This is a genomic window from Dyadobacter sp. CY351 (genome assembly GCF_021502625.1).
Lineage (GTDB): Bacteria > Bacteroidota > Bacteroidia > Cytophagales > Spirosomataceae > Dyadobacter > Dyadobacter chenhuakuii.
The window spans coordinates 252,837-269,376 of record NZ_JAKFFU010000012.1 but is presented as its reverse complement, the minus strand read 5'-3'; the positions used below and the strand labels follow the sequence as shown (position 1 = coordinate 269,376).

The window sequence follows — 16,540 nt, the reverse complement described above, 5'->3', positions numbered from 1 at the left end:
AGTTAGCAGAAACGTACAGCGTTGGAAGTGTAATTCCAATTGATGAATTTTTTTGCCAAAATTACGTTGACTAAGCAAAGCAGAATTAAAACATTATGAAACGCCGCCTTCTCATCTCCCTTGTTCTTTGCCTATTTTTTTCGCAATCCGTTTTTTCCCAGCTTCAAAAGGCAAAAGCACATTGGACTTATTCATTTTCAAAGCCAGAGGTTAAAAAGGGCGAGACTGTCGATCTGATTTTCACGGCTGTTGTGGACAAGGACTGGTACATTTATTCCAGTGATTTTGATCCGGATCTGGGGCCGATGCTGACGACTTTTAATTTTGAAAAGAACAATACATTTGAGGTTGTTGGCAAGCTGAAACCGCAGAATCCCAAGGAAAAATTTGAGGAAGTCTGGGGCGGAAAAGTTCGCTATTTTGAAGGAAAAGGGGTTTTTAAACAAACTATAAAAGTACTCGCGGATAACCCGGTCATCAAAGGGGCATCTGAATATCAGACTTGCAGCCACGTAACAGGGCTTTGCATTCCGGGCAATGATGATTTTGAATTTAAAGGCCTGAAAGTTGTAGCAGGCGCCGCAACGAGCGACCCACAGCCGACCGTCGGGGCCGCAGCACCGGAAACGGGAACAGCTGCTTCCACAAGCGCGGCCACCGCAGCCACTGCAAATGTTGATTCGGCCTCACAAACAGCTTCGAATCCCACTGTAACAACTGCCGAAGCGCCGGAAGCCAACACCGCTGTGGAGCAAGCATTAACCGCAGAAGATCCTGAAAAAGACACTTCGCTCTGGGGCTTCGCCTTGGCCGCATTTTTGTCCGGATTGGTCGCGTTGCTTACCCCCTGCGTATTCCCGATCATCCCGATGACGGTGAGTTATTTCACCAATCAGGAAAAAGGGAAGTTCAAGGCACTCTTGTATGGCATTTCCATCGTTTTGATATATACATTAATAGGAACCGTCGTTTCGCGATTGAATGGTCCGGCATTTGCCAATTTCCTGAGCACGCATTGGATTCCTAACCTGTTGTTTTTTGCCATTTTCTTCGTTTTCGGATTGTCGTTTTTAGGGCTTTTCGAGATCGTTTTGCCAAGTGGTTTTGTAAATAAAATGGATCAGAAAGCTGATCAGGGCGGCTATGCGGGCGTTTTCTTTATGGCGTTCACATTGGTGCTCGTTTCGTTTTCCTGCACGGGTCCTATTGTCGGGAGCTTGCTGGTGGCTTCTGCGGGCGGCGAAGTCGTGAAACCAATCATTGGTATGGCATCTTTTTCCGCTGCATTCGCGATTCCGTTTACATTATTCGCCCTTTTCCCCCAATGGCTCAAATCGCTGCCCAAGTCCGGCGGCTGGCTGAACACTGTAAAAGTCGTTTTGGGCTTCCTGGAACTGGCGCTAGCATTGAAGTTTTTAAGCATTGCCGATCAGGTTTACCACTGGCGCTTGCTGGATCGCGAAATCTACCTTGCATTCTGGATCGTGATTTTTGGTTTGCTCGGTTTCTATTTATTAGGCAAAATCAGAACGCCCCACGATTCCCCGCTTGAAAAAGTGAGTGTACCCAGATTGCTTTTATCCATTATCACCTTCACATTCGTCGTATACATGATCCCCGGCATGTGGGGCGCGCCACTGAAAGCATTGGCCGGTTACCTGCCGCCGCAATCGACATTGGATTTTGATTTAAACAAAAGAACAGCAGGCGTCGCCTCAACGATTGCCCCCGGTGAAACCCGCAAATACGCCGATCTTTTCCACTTACCGCACGAACTCGAAGGCTTTTTCGATTATAAAGACGCCTTAGCCTACGCCAAGAAAGTCAATAAGCCCGTTTTTATAGATTTCACTGGCCACGGCTGCGTAAACTGCCGCGAAATGGAAGCGAGAGTCTGGGTAGATCCAGCTGTACAACAACGACTTAGAGACGATTACGTCATCGTAGCACTTTACGTGGATGATAAGACAGAATTGCCTGAGTCCGCCTGGTACACTTCCAAATACGATAACAAAGTCAAAAAAACCATCGGCGCCCAAAACGCCGACCTCCAAATCGTAAAATACAACAACAACGCCCAGCCACATTACTGTTTGGTGGATCACGAAGGAAATCTGCTGGTTAAGCCAAAGAATTACGATTTAAATCCTGCAAATTTTGCAGCGTTTCTGGATAGCGGGAAGGCGGCATTTGGGAAATAGGACCCTGTTTGCGGTGATTAAAATCAACGGAAAATCTGTTCGCATTTCTCAAATTTGTTATCTTTCACCAAATGTTGAGGTTATGAAAGAGATAGCAGAGATTGCCGCCAATTACTTCAAAGATAAGCCCGTTAAAAAAGCATATCTGTTTGGTTCTGCGGCAAAAAATGAACAAAACAAAGAAAGTGACGTAGACATTCTCGTGGATCTTGACTACGAAAAAGGCGCCGATTTCTTTACTTTTCTCGACATGCAGGAGCAGCTCACGACTTTGCTGGGCACAACGGTCGACCTTGTCAGTTCCAATGGTCTTTCGCCACACATCAAGCCTCACATTGATCAGGAAAAGAAATTGATCTATGAAAGAGTTTGACAAAGCACGGCTCCTTCACATCATCGAGGCCATTCATTTCATTGAAACTTTTATTGAGGGCAAAGTAAAAGATGACCTTTACAATGATCCAATGCTGCGCTTTGCGATAGAACGGCAATTGGAGATAATCGGCGAAGCGGCCAATCATTTGTCTGACGAACGTAAACTAACAAATCCTGAAATAGAATGGCGTAAAGTGATTGCGTTCCGAAACTTCATAGTTCATGAATACTTTGGTATTGACCTTGAATTGGTTTGGGATATTATTGCTAACAAAATTCCGCCTTTGAAAATGGTTGTAGAGAGAATGAATGCAACATTATAACATAAGAATGGTTTTTATAAATTTTGCAAGCTTATTTTAGGGGATCAATTTGATCCCTTTTTTTATTTCCTAACAAGCCTAATATCCCAATGTCTAAACCCTGGCTGCTGATTTTAATTCTGTTTGCTGCGTGTTCTAGTTTTGCCCAAACCTTCCGGCCGCCTGCCGTTCCGCTAATTACAATTGATCCTTATACCAGCGTTTGGTCGTTTGGGAATGAGCTGAATGGCTCTGTAACGAAGCATTGGACGGGTAAGCCGCATCCGATGGACGGGCTGATCCGGGTGGATGGAAAGACTTACCGCTTTATGGGCGCACCCACGCCGGAGATGAAAACGATATTGCCAACAGCCAAACAAGCACCCTATACAGCCAAATTCACAACCATAAAACCGGATCCAAACTGGTGGTATAAAGAGGGTTATAACGTCAGCACCTGGAAACAAGGCCCTGCGCCATTCGGGACGAAAGATCGTAACGATGCCATGCTGCGGGGAGGCACCGAGTTTCCTCAGGATATCTGGTATCGCCGCGAATTCACATTAACAGCCGCTGATTTCGAAAAACCAACCCTGAACATTTTCCACGACGACGATGTCCAGGTTTTCATCAACGGCGTTCCTGCTTTTGACTGCGCCCCTTGCTACACAGGCGATTATGAATTCAAACCAATGAGTGCCTCAGCAAGAAAGTCCCTCAAAAAAGGTAAAAATATTCTGGCCGCCTACTGCAAAAACGGCGCCGGCCCTGGCTATATCGACATTGGCCTGGCAGACGAAATCGCGCCAAAAGGCGCAGATGTGATCCAGCTTGCAAAACAAACCGGTTTTAATATGACGGCAACCCAGACGATTTATGATTTCGTGGCTGGGCCGATTCAATTAAAAGCCCGTTTTGTGGCTCCATTGATCCTGGAAGACCTGAACCTCATTTCCCGGCCTTTAAATTATGTGGTTTATGATGTTGCGTCTACGGATGGAAAGACGCATGAAGTGGAAATTTTAAATGCGGTTTCGGGACTATGGGCGGTAAATGATGCAAGCCAGCAGGTCGCAGGAAAGCGGGGAGCCCCGGATGGCTTATTAATGTTGTCTCTTGCGAATACCGAACCGAAATTGCTCGGCCGCAAAGGTGACGACGTCCGCATTGACTGGGGCCGCGCCTTTTTATCCGCGCCGCACCGGTTTGTTAAAAGCTCCGGTTTTGGTCCGTCGGAAGAAGTGATTAAAATGTTTGCAAAAAGCGGTTTTGTCACGGGAAACCAGCGAGAGGCGGCGAATGCAGATACGAGATCGATGGCTTACGTGCTTGCTTTTGATAGTAAAATTGGCTCGCAAAGTCAATCCGTACACGCTATTATCGGTTACGACGATGAATATTCTGTCCAGTATTTTGGACAAAATCTCCGGCCATGGTGGAACAAAGAAGGGAATAAAACCATCGAAAATGAGCTGCAAAACGCAGAAACAGATTTTGCCAAAATCATGAAAGAATGTGAGGCAACGGACGAAATGATTTATCAGGATGCATTGAAAGCAGGCGGAAAGCAATATGCCGATCTTTGTGTGCTGGCTTACCGCCAAGCTATTTCCGCACATAAGCTGGTCGCCGATCCTTCGGGCGCGCCGTTGTTTTTATCCAAAGAAAATTTTAGCAATGGCTCCATTGGAACGGTTGACATCACGTATCCATCCGCGCCATTGTTTCTGCTTTACAACCCAACCTTGCTGAAAGGCATGATGGAACCCATTTTCTATTATTCCGAAAGCGGAAAATGGGCCAAACCGTTCGCGGCGCACGACGTTGGCACTTACCCACTTGCAAACGGCCAGACTTACGGCGAAGACATGCCCGTAGAAGAATCCGGCAACATGCTCACGCTCACTTACGCCATTTGCAAAGCCGAAAACAACATTGATTTCGCCAAAAAGCATTGGAAAGTCCTCACAACCTGGGCCAATTATCTCAAAAAAGAAGGCTTCGACCCTGCAAACCAGCTCTGCACCGATGACTTCGCCGGCCACCTCGCCCGCAATGCCAACTTATCGATCAAGGCCATTATGGGCTTAGCCTCCTACGCAAAAATGGCCGAGCAACTGGGCGACACGAAAGAAGCCACCGAAGTGAATGCCCTGGTAAAAGAATTTGCCCAAAAATGGATGCAATTAGCTGACAGCGGCGATCATTATGCATTAACCTTCGACAACAAAAACTCATGGAGCCAAAAATACAACCTCGTCTGGGATGACCTCCTGAACCTCAATGTATTCCCAAAAACAGTCGCCGAAAAAGAAATCAAATATTACCTCACCAAACAAAAGCCCTTCGGCCTTCCTCTTGACAGCCGCAAAACCTACACCAAATCCGACTGGATCATCTGGACCGCCACATTAGCCACCAACCAGCAAGATTTCGAAGCACTGGTAAAGCCGGTTTACAAATATGCAATGGAAACCCCCGACCGTATTCCACTTTCAGACTGGCATGAGACGGTGGATGGCAAGTCGGTTGGATTTAGAGCAAGGTCGGTTGTGGGTGGATATTGGATGAAGGTTTTGGGGGAGAGGTGGAAGTGACCAGAACTTATAAATCCACATTAGATCATTCGGATTTATAAGCAAGCCTAATACAAGCTGCCTAGTTTATTTGTTGAACCGCATCTGGACCAACGTGAAAATTTGTATACGTTAAATTTGCTTCTGTCAGTAAGTTGTAGGTAAGCAAATTTACAGATTGCTTATTGTCCTTTGCTTCAAATTCAATTGTTTTAGTGATCCATTGATTAGTCTTATCCAAATTAATTATCACATATTTATTAACATATGGAGTAGTAGCATTGTCTTTTACCGATAAATAAGCATGTGAAGCAAAATGGCTTGCGCGACCGGCTTCTTGAATGCTGGTTGTAGATAGACTAAAGGTAAGTTTGTATTTCTTGCCCTTTATCAAATTTTCCATGTTGGCGCTAGCTTGCCCACTACCTTGTGCATCAGTTACTACTGTTAAGATTGACCCGGGACCTGTTGAGGGCTCTGACAATGGTTGAACCCACTTTTTAAAAGGATTACCCCCGTACGCTGTCAAGCTAGATGTAGCGTCTCGCGCGGGATCTCCTAATTTCCATTTTTTAGGCGCGCAACCAATACAAGTTGGGCCGTCTGTAGATGGAAGATAATATGCAGAGAAAACCGGTCCTCCCTCTCTTAGATTTGAGCTCTCATTTGTAACAACCGTTCCAGGTCGTAGTGTATCTTCTTTCGAGCAACTGCTCATCATCATTAAAAAGGCCAAGCCCAAGCCAATTGGTAATTTTTGTACAAGATTCATTTTTACTTTGGTTGTAGTTAAACATTTGTTTTTATTATCGGCTACAAAACAAGGCTTTGGATTTCGATTTAATCGATTTGAATGAATGTGCGGACAGTTTGGTCTATTCCCCGGTATAGAGTGATTTCGGTCGGGAAATTTGTGATTTTTGGTTGGTAACTATTACTAGGATTGGTTTAGATATAGCAGCATCTTTTAGACTTTTCATGACTTACTGCTTTTCTGTCAGAGGATCGAGGCGATGACGGCGGCTTAGGATATTATATGGGTTAATGTTTTTAAGGGTCAGGGGGATTCCTCTGGCCATTTTGTTGCTAATGCGTGACCTTCAATTAATATCAGCGTCTAAGATGTAAATCTAAACACGCTGGGAATATGAGAATTTACTATGTATATATTTTGAAATGCTCGGATGGGAGTTATTACACCGGGGTTACGAATTGCCTGGAACGACGTTTTGCGGAGCATGTTAATGGGCGTAATGTTACTTGCTATACGTTCTCGAGGCGGCCGGTTGAGCTGGTATTTTTTCGGGAGTTTGGGTATGTAAATGATGCAATTGCTTTTGAGAAGCAGGTGAAGGGTTGGAGTAGGAAGAAGAAAGAGGCTATTATAAATGGTGATTGGGATGGGTTGAGGCCCTTGGCGGAGTGCTATAATAATACGCATTCGAGAAACAAGGACACTGATCTGAAGTAAAGCTCTGGAGAAAGGATGTTACTAGTCTGTCACCCTGAGCGGAGTCGAAGGGCGCTACTGCCAAGTAGTAGCGCCCTTCGGCTCCGCTCAGGGTGACAGGGAGGTAAGCTTGCTGGTAGGCTGTACTAACTACCCTACCCCTCCAAAACCAACTCCTCCCTCCTCTGCTTCTTAGCCTTCCGGTTCGCGAACCGCTCCTTTACCTTATCCACAACATAATACACACTAGGAACCAAGAAAATCGTTAGCAGCAATGAGCTCGTCAAACCACCGATAATTACCCAGGCCATGCCGTTTTTTACTTCGGCTCCGTCGCCTGAGGCTAGGGCGATGGGGAGCATACCGGCGATCATGGCTATGGTGGTCATCAGGATCGGGCGGAGACGTTCTTTGCCGGCTTCGATTAATGCGTCTTTTAATGCGTGGCCTTCTTCTTTTAATTGGTTGGTGAAATCGACGATCAGGATGGCGTTTTTCGCTACCAGACCCAGGAGCATGATCATACCGACGATGGAGAAGATGGTTAGGCTTTCCATGGTTAATGCTAATGCTGTCAATGCGCCTACCAGTGCGACGGGGATCGAGAACAGAACCACGAATGGGTAAATCGTGCTTTCGTAAAGGGCTACCATGATCAGGTAAATGAGCACGATGCCGAGTACGAGTGCCAAGCCTAGGCTGCCGAATGCGTCGGCCTGGTTTTTCAGGTCACCGCGATATTCGATGAATACGCCTTCGGGGAGTTTTACAGTAGCCATTTTGGCTTGAATGTCGGCTCCGATGGAACCGGATGGACGGCCGATTACCTGGGAGTTAATACTGATAGAACCCAGACGGTCAATGCGTTGCAGGACGCTTTCGCCCATTCCTTCTTTGATGGTGGCGAATTGGGAAAGTTCGAATGCTTGTCCTGCGCTGTTTACGAAACTCAAATGACGGATGTCGTCGGCGCTGGAACGGTTGAACTGGTCTAGTGTGACCATAATGTCGTATTCCTTGCCATTTTCCTTGAATTTCGAACGGTCGTCGCCGCGGAATGCAGTTTGCAATGCTGCGCCTACTTCGGCTGCGTTGATGCCTAGTTGCGACATTTTCTCACGATCCAATGACACGCCTACTTCGGGTTTCGGATCATCGACGGAGTAATCCACGTTCGCGGTCCCCGGTATCGATGCGACCACTTCTTTCACCTGCGCGGCAACTTTACGGATCGTAGGCATATCGGTTCCTTTTACCGCTACCTGGATCGGCGCCTGGTTGGCGTTACCCGTGATGGAAGTAGGTGCAACCGTAACTTTTACACCCGGGATTTGCAGGATCTCTTTTTGAATTTGTGTACCAAAATCTTCTGAGGATAATGTACGGTCCTTTTTATCAACCAATTGAACAGTTAAGTCGGCAATGTTGCTATTGGAAGTCGTCCCCAAACCAGTGCTGCTGTAACCGACATTGGTAAAGACTTTGGTCACTTCCTTTCTGCCTAACAATAACTTTTCAACTTTCTGAGCGACCTGATTGGTCTGGTAAACCGATGCTGTTGGCGCAAGCTCAATGGACACATTCAACTCGCCGCGATCACTTTGCTGCATGAAAGCTGCTCCGATGAAACCGCCCGGAACCAAAGCAATGGAACCAACAATCAACACCATGGCAAGAATGAAAACATATCTTTTGTGACCCAGAGCCCAGGTCAGCATGCGGCCGTATTCGTCCTTGATCCGATCCAAAAACCTTTCAAAACCAAGGTTAAGGCGGCCCCAAAGTGTGTTTTTATCTAAAATTTCTATTTTACCAAAACGCGAAGCCAAAAGCGGCGTCAAGGTAAAGGACACGAACAAGCTCATTAACGTCGAGAATACGACCACAAGCGAGAATTCTCTCAGAATGTTACCGATCAAACCGGAAGTTAATGCGAGCGGCACGAATACCACGACGTCCACTAATGTGATCGCGAGGGCTGTGAAGCCGATTTCTGCACGTCCGTCCAATGCGGCCTGCCACCTGCTTTTGCCCATTTCCATGTGGCGGTTGATGTTTTCCAAAACCACAATCGAGTCATCGACGAGAATACCAACCACCAGCGAAAGCGCCATTAAGGTCATCAAATTGAGTGAAAAGCCTAAAAGGCTCATCAAAATGAAGGTCGGGATCATCGACGAAGGCAATGCTACCAGGATAAACATCGAGCTCCGGAAGCTATGCAGGAACATTAACATCACGATCGACACGATCAAAACGGCCAGGCCAAGGTCAAAAACCACTGCATCCGCGGAGGCCAATGTGTAAATGGATTGGTCGGATGCAATGTTGAATTTCAAACCGGACGAAGCATACTGTTTTTCCAAAGTCGTCAAACGCTCACGGGTCAACTTACTCACGTCCACTGCATTGGCATCAGATTGTTTCTGGATTTGCAAGGCAACTGAGGGCGCACCATTGATGTGGTTCACTGCCGTTGCATCAGCTGTGCCGTCATACACTTCCGCAATGTCTTTCAAAAAGACCTGCCCGCCAGTGCTGTTCCGGCCAACGATCACATTTCTGAGGTTTTCAACAGTGGTCAGTTTCGCATCAAAACGGATCGAAAGCTGATCTTCCTGCGTTTTTACCTGACCAGCTGGGTATGAAGTGTTTGCATTATTAATCGCAGCAGAAACCTGTGCGATCGACAAGCGATATGCTTTTAATTTATCCTGACTGATATTAACCTGAATCTGACGCTCCGTTCCCCCAATAATGGTCACCTGGCCTACACCGGTTACGTTGGAAAGCTGCGGTTTCAGTTTGTCGTCAATCAAATCGTAAAGTGCTGATGGCGACATATTGGCCGTTACACCCATTCTCAAAACCGGGATTTCGTCGGTTGAAAATTTGTTGATCACAGGGCGGTCGGCATCGTCGGGAAGCAAGGAAATAACCTGCTCTACTTTACGCTGCGCTTCCTGTTGCGCCAGATCGACGCTGATACCTTGTTTCAACTGGATAATTACAGAAGAAACGCCTTCCTGAGAAGTGGAATTGATCTGATCCAAACCTTCGATCGCCGAAACGGCATCTTCAATGTGCTTGGTAACATTGGTTTCGACTTCGTCCGCAGCGGCTCCGCGGTAAGTCGTCATAACGCTTACAACATTGGCCTCGAATTTGGGCAACAAGTTGTAAGACAATTGTTTATAGCTGATCACACCAAATAGTATCAACACCGTGAATACTACTATGATGAAGAGCGGTCTTTTTACTGCTACTTCGGTGATTGACATTTCTTTATCGTTTACTGATGAAAACTATTTGGTAACATTTACCGCCGCACCTTCGCTGAGGTTGATCTGGCCGGTTGTGATCACCGTTTCGCCCGATTTAAGACCCGACAAAACTTCAATATTATCGCCCAATTCGCGTCCTACCTGGATTTTGCGTTGTTTGGCAACCCCATTTTCAACCGTGTACACATACGGATTGCGAACGCTTTCTACCAATGCACTTCTCGGGATAAGCAATGCCTGCTGGCTGCTTTTTTGACTAAATTCAACACTTACAAATGTTCCTGCACGCAACTGACTTGAATTTTTAATCACAATCTCCACCGGATAATTGTGCGATTCATCGCCCTGAGGCGCAATGTAAGAGATCACCCCATCGATTTTTTTATCTGGAAAAATGCTCGATCCAACTTTCACGTGCTGACCTTCTTTCAATTTATAAACATCATTTTCGGAGATCATTACCTGCACTTTCAGGCGTGAAACATCCAGGATCGTTCCCAATGAAGTTCCTACATTCACAAATTCACCCGGCTCAATGTTCTTCTTGATCACGCGGCCGCTGATCGGCGCTGCGATGGATGCATCATTGATCTGCTGCTTGATTTGCTCGGCCTGGTTCAAGGCGTTTTCGTAGTTGTATTTGGTGTCATTCACCTGCACTTCCGTTGCTGCATTTCCTGCCAGAAGCTTGTTATAGCGATCCGTATCCTTTTTCAATTTGTTGATATTGAGCTCGGTGGCTTGCAATGAGAGCTCTTTTAATTTGCTATCGACCTTCACGAGCGTTGCGCCTTGTGACACGAATGTTCCAAGATCGTATTTCACCGCCAGGACCTTACCCGCCGAAGTGGCCATAATTTCTGCCTGTTTGAACGGGATAAGACTTCCCGTGCGGACCAACTGCTGATCTGTGCTGCCTTCTTTTACGGAAACAGCGGTCACCGGAATGGTCACATTTTTGTTATCCGGCATTACTTTCTTGGCGTCCATCTTGGATTTATTGGCTACCAGGCGGAAGCCGATCAGGATCCCGATGATTGCAATGGAGCCGATGATGATGAGTTTTCTTTTCATGGTAAGCTTATGGCAGTGTTGAATAAAAGTTGAAAAGCGTGCCTTGCGACTGTTCAATGCCTAATTTGGCCTGATAATAGCTCAGCATGGAATTGATATAATTGCTTTGGGCCTCTTTGTAAGATGTTTCCGCGTTCAGCAGATCCGACAACGGCACCGTTCCTTCTCTGTATTGCAATGTGGTAACGTCGTAAACTTCTTTGGCCAGCGTCACATTACTTTCGTCATTACCGAGGTTTAATTTGGCTTTTTGAAGTTGTGTGGTAGCATTATGATTTTGAAGTTCGTAGTTCTGAACATTCAATTTCAGCTGTTCATTTTGTGTCAAAAGATTCAAATCGGCCTGCTTGTATTGTGCATCTCTTCTGAAACTATCAAAAATCGGGATAGACAATTTTACGCCTATGGCACCGAAACTGAACCAGTTGCCCCAGGATTCGCCCAGATTCTGGCCCAGCGACTGCATTCCATAACGGCCGTAAACAGACAATTTGGGAAGATAACCTGCCTTAATCCGTTCTTTTTCCAATGATTGCAGCTGCATGTTCACATTCTGGATTTTGAAATCCGTCAGACTCGCCACGTCAAATTTCTCGGGCTCTACCAATTTGAAAGGCTGGCTTAATGGGTTGTCGGTCAATTCCAGTTGCTCGGCCAGCGGCATGCCCATTTGAAATTTCAGCTGGTTTTGGGAAAGGATCAAATTGCTTTCTGCTAATGTCAGCTGCGATTTAATGTTATTCAAACTCACCTGCGTGCGATCGAAATCCACTTTTTTGATGACGCCATTATCCAGTTGCAACTGCAATGTGCCCAGTATCTGCTGCGTTTTTTCAAGGTTATCTTTCAAAAGGTCGATCTGCGCCTGCGTTACAAAAACCTGATAATAAGCATCGGTAACATTAAAAATGATCGTCTCTTTGGTCTTCTGCGCATTCAGGGCAGCATTTTCGAGGTTAGGCTTGTTCGCCTTGATTCCCACCAGCAATGCCTGGTCAAAAATTACCTGATCTGCCTGTGCGGAAACGTTGGTCGAGTATTTCGTTCCCAGCGCAACGCGACGGTCTTCTCCGCCAAAAAGCGCTCCCGGTAAAACCGTCGATTGCAGCTTAATGTTGTCGTCCAGCGCGCCATTTCCCGCCACTTGCGGCAGGTAACCTGCCAATGCCTCGCGCCCTTGTTGCACGGCAATGCTTTCTTTATACTGCGCAATTTTCACATTGCCGTTGTTCTTGATCCCGTAAGCAATGCAGTCTTTCAGGCTTAGGCGGGTTTGCGCCCAGCTGGGCCCGGCCATGGCAACGAATGCCAGCATTGCTATGATCCATTTACTTTTCATCTTTTCTGGTTATTAATTATTTGAGGCTAATCCTGTATCTCGTTGATATGTCTACTGGTGATATATCAACTATTTATTTAAAAAATTTTATTCTCCTGCCACGGCCGCTACCCTATCCAGGTAACCTATGAATGTTTTGCGTTCCTCGTCCGTGAAATGCTCCATCACGCGATTATCAAAAGCAATAACCATGGCCTGAATGCGCTCGCAAACAAACTTTCCGCTGGGCGTCAGTGTGATCAGATTCTTTCTTTTGTCCTCAATATCGCTTTCTATCTTTAAAAAGCCATCCTTATGCAATGTTTGCACAGAACGCTGAATTCCTGCTTTATCCTTTTGCAGCAGATTCGCAATTTCCTGCTGCGTCATAGCGTGCTCCTGGAAATATACAACCATTAATATAGGCAACTGTTCGGCCAGGACCGGGATGCCTTCCTGCACCAGTTGTGCATTCATTTTCTTAAAAACAATTTTCGTCACGACCCCCAGCTTGAATTGCAGGGAGTTTTTCATGTCCTCTTTTATGTTCGCAAAGAATTTAGGCTGTGTTGTGTTCATCGTGCAAATGTATATTACGTTGACATATCAACCAAATGAATAACAGAAAAGTTTTCTGATGTGCGAATAGTTTATGCATTAAAGTAAGCCCGACTTACCTGCAAATAATTGATACGCGCCAGATGCTCACTAGATTCTCTATTGCTAGCCTTTTGAATGAAATTCCTTTCCCCGATTGCGGCATAATTAAACGGGGATCGTATCATGATTTTATTAAAAACCAATCACGGAAGGGTAACACGAATGGTCTGGTTATTCCTGATACTACTTCCTGTCACATGCTATACCATCGTAATAAGCTTTCTACATTGGAACCTGCCGGTTCATGACGACTACATTATCCAGTTTGAAATCGAGCAATTGCTGGATAGAACTTCTTTACCAGCATTTCTCGACATTCTTTTTAGCCAGCTTAATGAACACAGGCTGTTTTATACCAGGATTATCTTCCTGCTCAACTATCTGATTCAAAATAAGCTGTCTTACACCCTTTTGATTTTTCTGGGAAATTTGCCTCTGATCGGGATTTGGTTCATTGTCGCGGCTTGGCAGCGCCAGGCTTCTATGTCTATATGGACCAGCGTCTTTGCAAGCTGGATGCTGTTTCAATTTCAGTATCATGAAAATTCGCTATGGGCAATGGCGGCACTTCAGAATATAACCATCCACTTTTTGTACCTGCTGCTATTTTCGATGCTTGTCAGCAAGTCCAGGAAGATTTGGTGGGTTGCCCTTGCGGTAGGCGGGCTGATATGCTATACTTCGGGAAATGGATTTATCGCCCTTGGGATTGGAGGAATTTCGTTGTTTCTGCAAAGGAGATGGCAGGACCTTTCAATCTGGATTCTGCTATTTTTCGTCACCATTTTGACATATTTCTATCAGTATCAGGCTGTCGCTGAATCTCATGCCATGAATGCCAGCACGGATAGATTACTTGAAATATTACTCGGCCTGACGACTTTCATTGGACAAGGACTTGTTATTCACCAGTCACTTTCAGATGTAAGCATCGTAATGGTGTTTGGCTTCGCCGCTATTGTGGCATCCGCCTTATTATCACTACTCGCCCTCCGCCATTTGCTGCCAGTTTTTTGCTATAACGAGTTATTAACTGCAAAAGATACTCTAATGATTGTGTTGGTTGAGGTGAACATTTTTATTATGCTCTCAGGCTTAGCGCTAGCCTGTAACCGAATGGATGCTGGCGACTATTCCGCGATGATTTCCAGTCGTTACCAACTGTATCCAACAATGTTGATTTTGGCTAATGTCTGCTTACTTCAACTCCTGTTCCCCAAAGTATTTCAGCGCTTTTCCACAATCATGTTGGCTGCAAGCATCCTTGCCTGGCTGCTGATATTTCAGAAAAATCTGTCCAGCATGTATCTTTTCAGTGACCAGACGCTGGCCTACTATTTTAATACACAACAACTCTCCCAAACTGCGCGCGCACCGCATAGGACGATTTTTCAGCCTGATACTGAAACCAAACTGTCACTTATGAAGATAAGTCAAGCCCTAAAAAAAGCAACTGTTGATCAACGGGCCGGTAGAGCTATAAAGATTTCGGATCTCGATTATGTACATTGTATGAGCTGCGCTAACTCCCTGCATCCCGGCGACTTTGATTTTGTCGTTTTAAAAAATTCCCGCTTTCAGTTGTTATTTCCTTTACTGAGAAATGCGAATAAAGGCCTGCGATCCTTTTGGCTGAAAGGGAAATTGTTTGACGTCGGCAATACAGCGCAGCTATATTCTTTCTTTTTGAATGTTGGAGGTTTAAAAAAGCCCTACACGATCAGTCTCCTTGAAAAAAGAGATAAAAACATAACGCATTATTCCACCAACATTCAAATCGATTTGACAACGAATAAATGATTACTTACTCAGCGTTTTGATCAGCGTCCCCTTTGTTACTTTATCTGAAAGCGACATGCCGTTGATGATCGCGAGGTCGTCCATTTGCTTGTCTTGCTGATTGAAATCTCTTAGTGCATCCTTTAAAGAACCATCACGTTGCACTGTTTTGATCCTGATGCGGTCTGGCTGACGGTTCAGAATACTTCCGTCCGTAACAGATTTAAAGCCACCCGCAACCGACTTGAACTGTCCCATGCTTCCTGCAAAGTTCGCAGCTTGCGATACGCCGTGAATAGCATAAATGTTACCGCCATACTGGATCAGCCACGTTGCCACCTGGATGGAATTTGCCGTTGGTGCTGCCTGCTGGCCACTTTGCGTTTGAGCTGCTTGTGTTGCAATCATGACAAGCGCAGGATTACCATTAATGGTCGTTTTTTCATTTTCAGTAACCTGCAATCCGTAATTTTTGATCACCGCTGCACTGGCTTCTTCCAGCGATTTTCCGGGAGCGAGCATAAACAGCATCATTGATTTGCCATCTTTGGCAGCCATCTGGAACTGTGCAGGTGAATTTTCGTATTGCCAGCCACTTGGAACCGGTAACTGGAACTTCAATTCAGGATGGTAAAACATATTGTTTTCTACAAATCCCTGCTTTGGGTCCGTTCCGTAAATGATGCCCTCGATTTTGCGCAGATACGCATCGCGGTTCACATTATACTTCGCCGGATGTTCTTTCTGGTATTCTGTCGCCAGCTTTTCCACTTTCGATTGTCTGCCGCCCGGATCCGGGTGGGTCGATTGGAAGGTTGGGATCGTTTGTCCGCTCTTCTCGCTGATTTTTTTCAATGTGCCAAAGAAATCGGCCATCTGGTGTGCATCGTAACCAATCTTGCTGGAATATTCAACGCCAATTTTGTCCGATTCCGACTCGTGCTCCCGGCTGTAACTCAGCAGCAATAAACCCAAAGCCTGCTGCGTCTGATCTGCAAGCCCGCGAACGGTTTCTGAAAGCACCATTCCGGCCATTAATCCTACCTGACCAAAGATCTGCGACGTTTGCTGGCGAGCGGAATGTCGTGCGGTAATGTGCCCGATTTCGTGACCCAAAACACCTGCAAACTCGGCCTCATTATTGAAATGTGCCATAATACCCCTAGTAAAGTATACGTAACCGCCAGGCACAGCAAATGCATTCACAACCGGCGAGTCCACGATAAAGAATTGGTACGGCAAATCGGGGCGGTGAGAGATATTAGCCATTGCTTTTCCCTTCTCATTGATAAAGGATTGCAGGTTCTTATCGTCATAAATGCCCATTGTAGCCACGATCGACGGGTGGGATTCGGCGCCAAGCGCTATTTCCTTTTCCTTCGACATAAAGATGATTTCCTTTTTGCCGGTAACCGGATTTTTGGAACAGCCCGACAGGAAACCTGCACCTATGAGGCACACAAGAATGTGAAATTGAAATTTCATTTTCATACAAATTAAAAAAGAAGCTTTACGAGAGAG

At 45.8% G+C, this 16,540-nt stretch carries 12 protein-coding genes; 6 read left to right on the top strand and 6 right to left on the bottom strand.

Annotation, left to right across the window (positions count from 1 at the left end; all coding sequences use genetic code 11):
- Positions 1-95 precede the first annotated feature (95 nt).
- From L0660_RS21770 to L0660_RS21755, 4 genes are all read left to right on the top strand, one after another.
- Positions 96-2,201: a cytochrome c biogenesis protein CcdA gene (locus L0660_RS21770; RefSeq protein ID WP_235161306.1), complete on the top strand. Its 2,106-nt coding sequence runs from the start codon at positions 96-98 to the stop codon at positions 2,199-2,201.
- Between the two features lie 82 nt (positions 2,202-2,283).
- The gene (locus L0660_RS21765) at positions 2,284-2,574 is read left to right on the top strand and encodes a nucleotidyltransferase family protein (protein ID WP_233794929.1); all 291 of its coding nucleotides are present in this window, start codon (positions 2,284-2,286) and stop codon (positions 2,572-2,574) included.
- Entirely contained in the window at positions 2,561-2,899 is a 339-nt protein-coding gene (locus tag L0660_RS21760; RefSeq protein WP_235161305.1) for a DUF86 domain-containing protein, read from the top strand. The genes L0660_RS21765 and L0660_RS21760 overlap by 14 nt, the downstream gene beginning before the upstream one ends.
- An 89-nt stretch (positions 2,900-2,988) precedes the next feature.
- Entirely contained in the window at positions 2,989-5,475 is a 2,487-nt protein-coding gene (locus L0660_RS21755; protein ID WP_235161304.1) for a glutaminase family protein, read from the top strand.
- A 61-nt stretch (positions 5,476-5,536) separates the two neighbouring features.
- Here the strand turns inward: L0660_RS21755 and L0660_RS21750 are convergent, their stop codons facing one another.
- Positions 5,537-6,226 carry a hypothetical protein gene (locus tag L0660_RS21750; protein ID WP_235161303.1) on the bottom strand — a complete coding sequence of 230 codons (690 nt, stop codon included), beginning with the start codon at positions 6,224-6,226 and terminating at the stop codon, positions 5,537-5,539.
- A gap of 375 nt (positions 6,227-6,601) precedes the next feature.
- Between L0660_RS21750 and L0660_RS21745 the strand changes: the two genes are divergently transcribed.
- Positions 6,602-6,925: a GIY-YIG nuclease family protein gene (locus tag L0660_RS21745; protein WP_235161302.1), complete on the top strand. Its 324-nt coding sequence runs from the start codon at positions 6,602-6,604 to the stop codon at positions 6,923-6,925.
- A 134-nt stretch (positions 6,926-7,059) separates the two neighbouring features.
- On the opposite strand, the gene L0660_RS21740 is transcribed toward L0660_RS21745, so the two are convergent.
- The 4 genes from L0660_RS21740 to L0660_RS21725 form a co-directional block, all read right to left on the bottom strand.
- The gene (locus tag L0660_RS21740; RefSeq protein ID WP_235161301.1) at positions 7,060-10,185 is read right to left on the bottom strand and encodes an efflux RND transporter permease subunit; all 3,126 of its coding nucleotides are present in this window, start codon (positions 10,183-10,185) and stop codon (positions 7,060-7,062) included.
- 24 nt (positions 10,186-10,209) lie between these two features.
- Positions 10,210-11,262 carry an efflux RND transporter periplasmic adaptor subunit gene (locus tag L0660_RS21735; protein ID WP_235161300.1) on the bottom strand — a complete coding sequence of 351 codons (1,053 nt, stop codon included), beginning with the start codon at positions 11,260-11,262 and terminating at the stop codon, positions 10,210-10,212.
- 7 nt (positions 11,263-11,269) lie between these two features.
- Positions 11,270-12,601, bottom strand: coding sequence for a TolC family protein (locus L0660_RS21730; RefSeq protein ID WP_235161299.1), 1,332 nt, complete (start codon positions 12,599-12,601; stop codon positions 11,270-11,272).
- An 87-nt stretch (positions 12,602-12,688) separates the two neighbouring features.
- Positions 12,689-13,114 carry a MarR family winged helix-turn-helix transcriptional regulator gene (locus L0660_RS21725; protein WP_235161298.1) on the bottom strand — a complete coding sequence of 142 codons (426 nt, stop codon included), beginning with the start codon at positions 13,112-13,114 and terminating at the stop codon, positions 12,689-12,691.
- Positions 13,115-13,363: 249 nt separating this feature from the next.
- Between L0660_RS21725 and L0660_RS21720 the strand changes: the two genes are divergently transcribed.
- Positions 13,364-15,040 (top strand): hypothetical protein, encoded by a 1,677-nt coding sequence (locus tag L0660_RS21720; RefSeq protein ID WP_235161297.1) that lies wholly within the window; start codon positions 13,364-13,366, stop codon positions 15,038-15,040.
- Here L0660_RS21720 and L0660_RS21715 read toward each other — a convergent pair whose 3' ends face one another.
- Positions 15,041-16,510 carry a M48 family metalloprotease gene (locus L0660_RS21715; protein WP_235161296.1) on the bottom strand — a complete coding sequence of 490 codons (1,470 nt, stop codon included), beginning with the start codon at positions 16,508-16,510 and terminating at the stop codon, positions 15,041-15,043. It abuts the gene before it with no gap.
- Positions 16,511-16,540 lie beyond the last annotated feature (30 nt).

Bases quoted from the DNA above. Each gene is read 5' to 3' on its own strand.
- L0660_RS21720 (WP_235161297.1), top strand. From the start codon at position 13,364: ATGATTTTATTAAAAACCAATCACGGAAGGGTAACACGAATGGTCTGG.
- L0660_RS21730 (WP_235161299.1), bottom strand. From the start codon at position 12,601: ATGAAAAGTAAATGGATCATAGCAATGCTGGCATTCGTTGCCATGGCC.
- L0660_RS21725 (WP_235161298.1), bottom strand. From the start codon at position 13,114: ATGAAAAACTCCCTGCAATTCAAGCTGGGGGTCGTGACGAAAATTGTT.
- L0660_RS21750 (WP_235161303.1), bottom strand. From the start codon at position 6,226: ATGAATCTTGTACAAAAATTACCAATTGGCTTGGGCTTGGCCTTTTTA.
- L0660_RS21765 (WP_233794929.1), top strand. From the start codon at position 2,284: ATGAAAGAGATAGCAGAGATTGCCGCCAATTACTTCAAAGATAAGCCC.
- L0660_RS21735 (WP_235161300.1), bottom strand. From the start codon at position 11,262: ATGAAAAGAAAACTCATCATCATCGGCTCCATTGCAATCATCGGGATC.
- L0660_RS21740 (WP_235161301.1), bottom strand. From the start codon at position 10,185: ATGTCAATCACCGAAGTAGCAGTAAAAAGACCGCTCTTCATCATAGTA.
- L0660_RS21770 (WP_235161306.1), top strand. From the start codon at position 96: ATGAAACGCCGCCTTCTCATCTCCCTTGTTCTTTGCCTATTTTTTTCG.
- L0660_RS21760 (WP_235161305.1), top strand. From the start codon at position 2,561: ATGAAAGAGTTTGACAAAGCACGGCTCCTTCACATCATCGAGGCCATT.
- L0660_RS21745 (WP_235161302.1), top strand. From the start codon at position 6,602: ATGAGAATTTACTATGTATATATTTTGAAATGCTCGGATGGGAGTTAT.
- L0660_RS21755 (WP_235161304.1), top strand. From the start codon at position 2,989: ATGTCTAAACCCTGGCTGCTGATTTTAATTCTGTTTGCTGCGTGTTCT.
- L0660_RS21715 (WP_235161296.1), bottom strand. From the start codon at position 16,510: ATGAAAATGAAATTTCAATTTCACATTCTTGTGTGCCTCATAGGTGCA.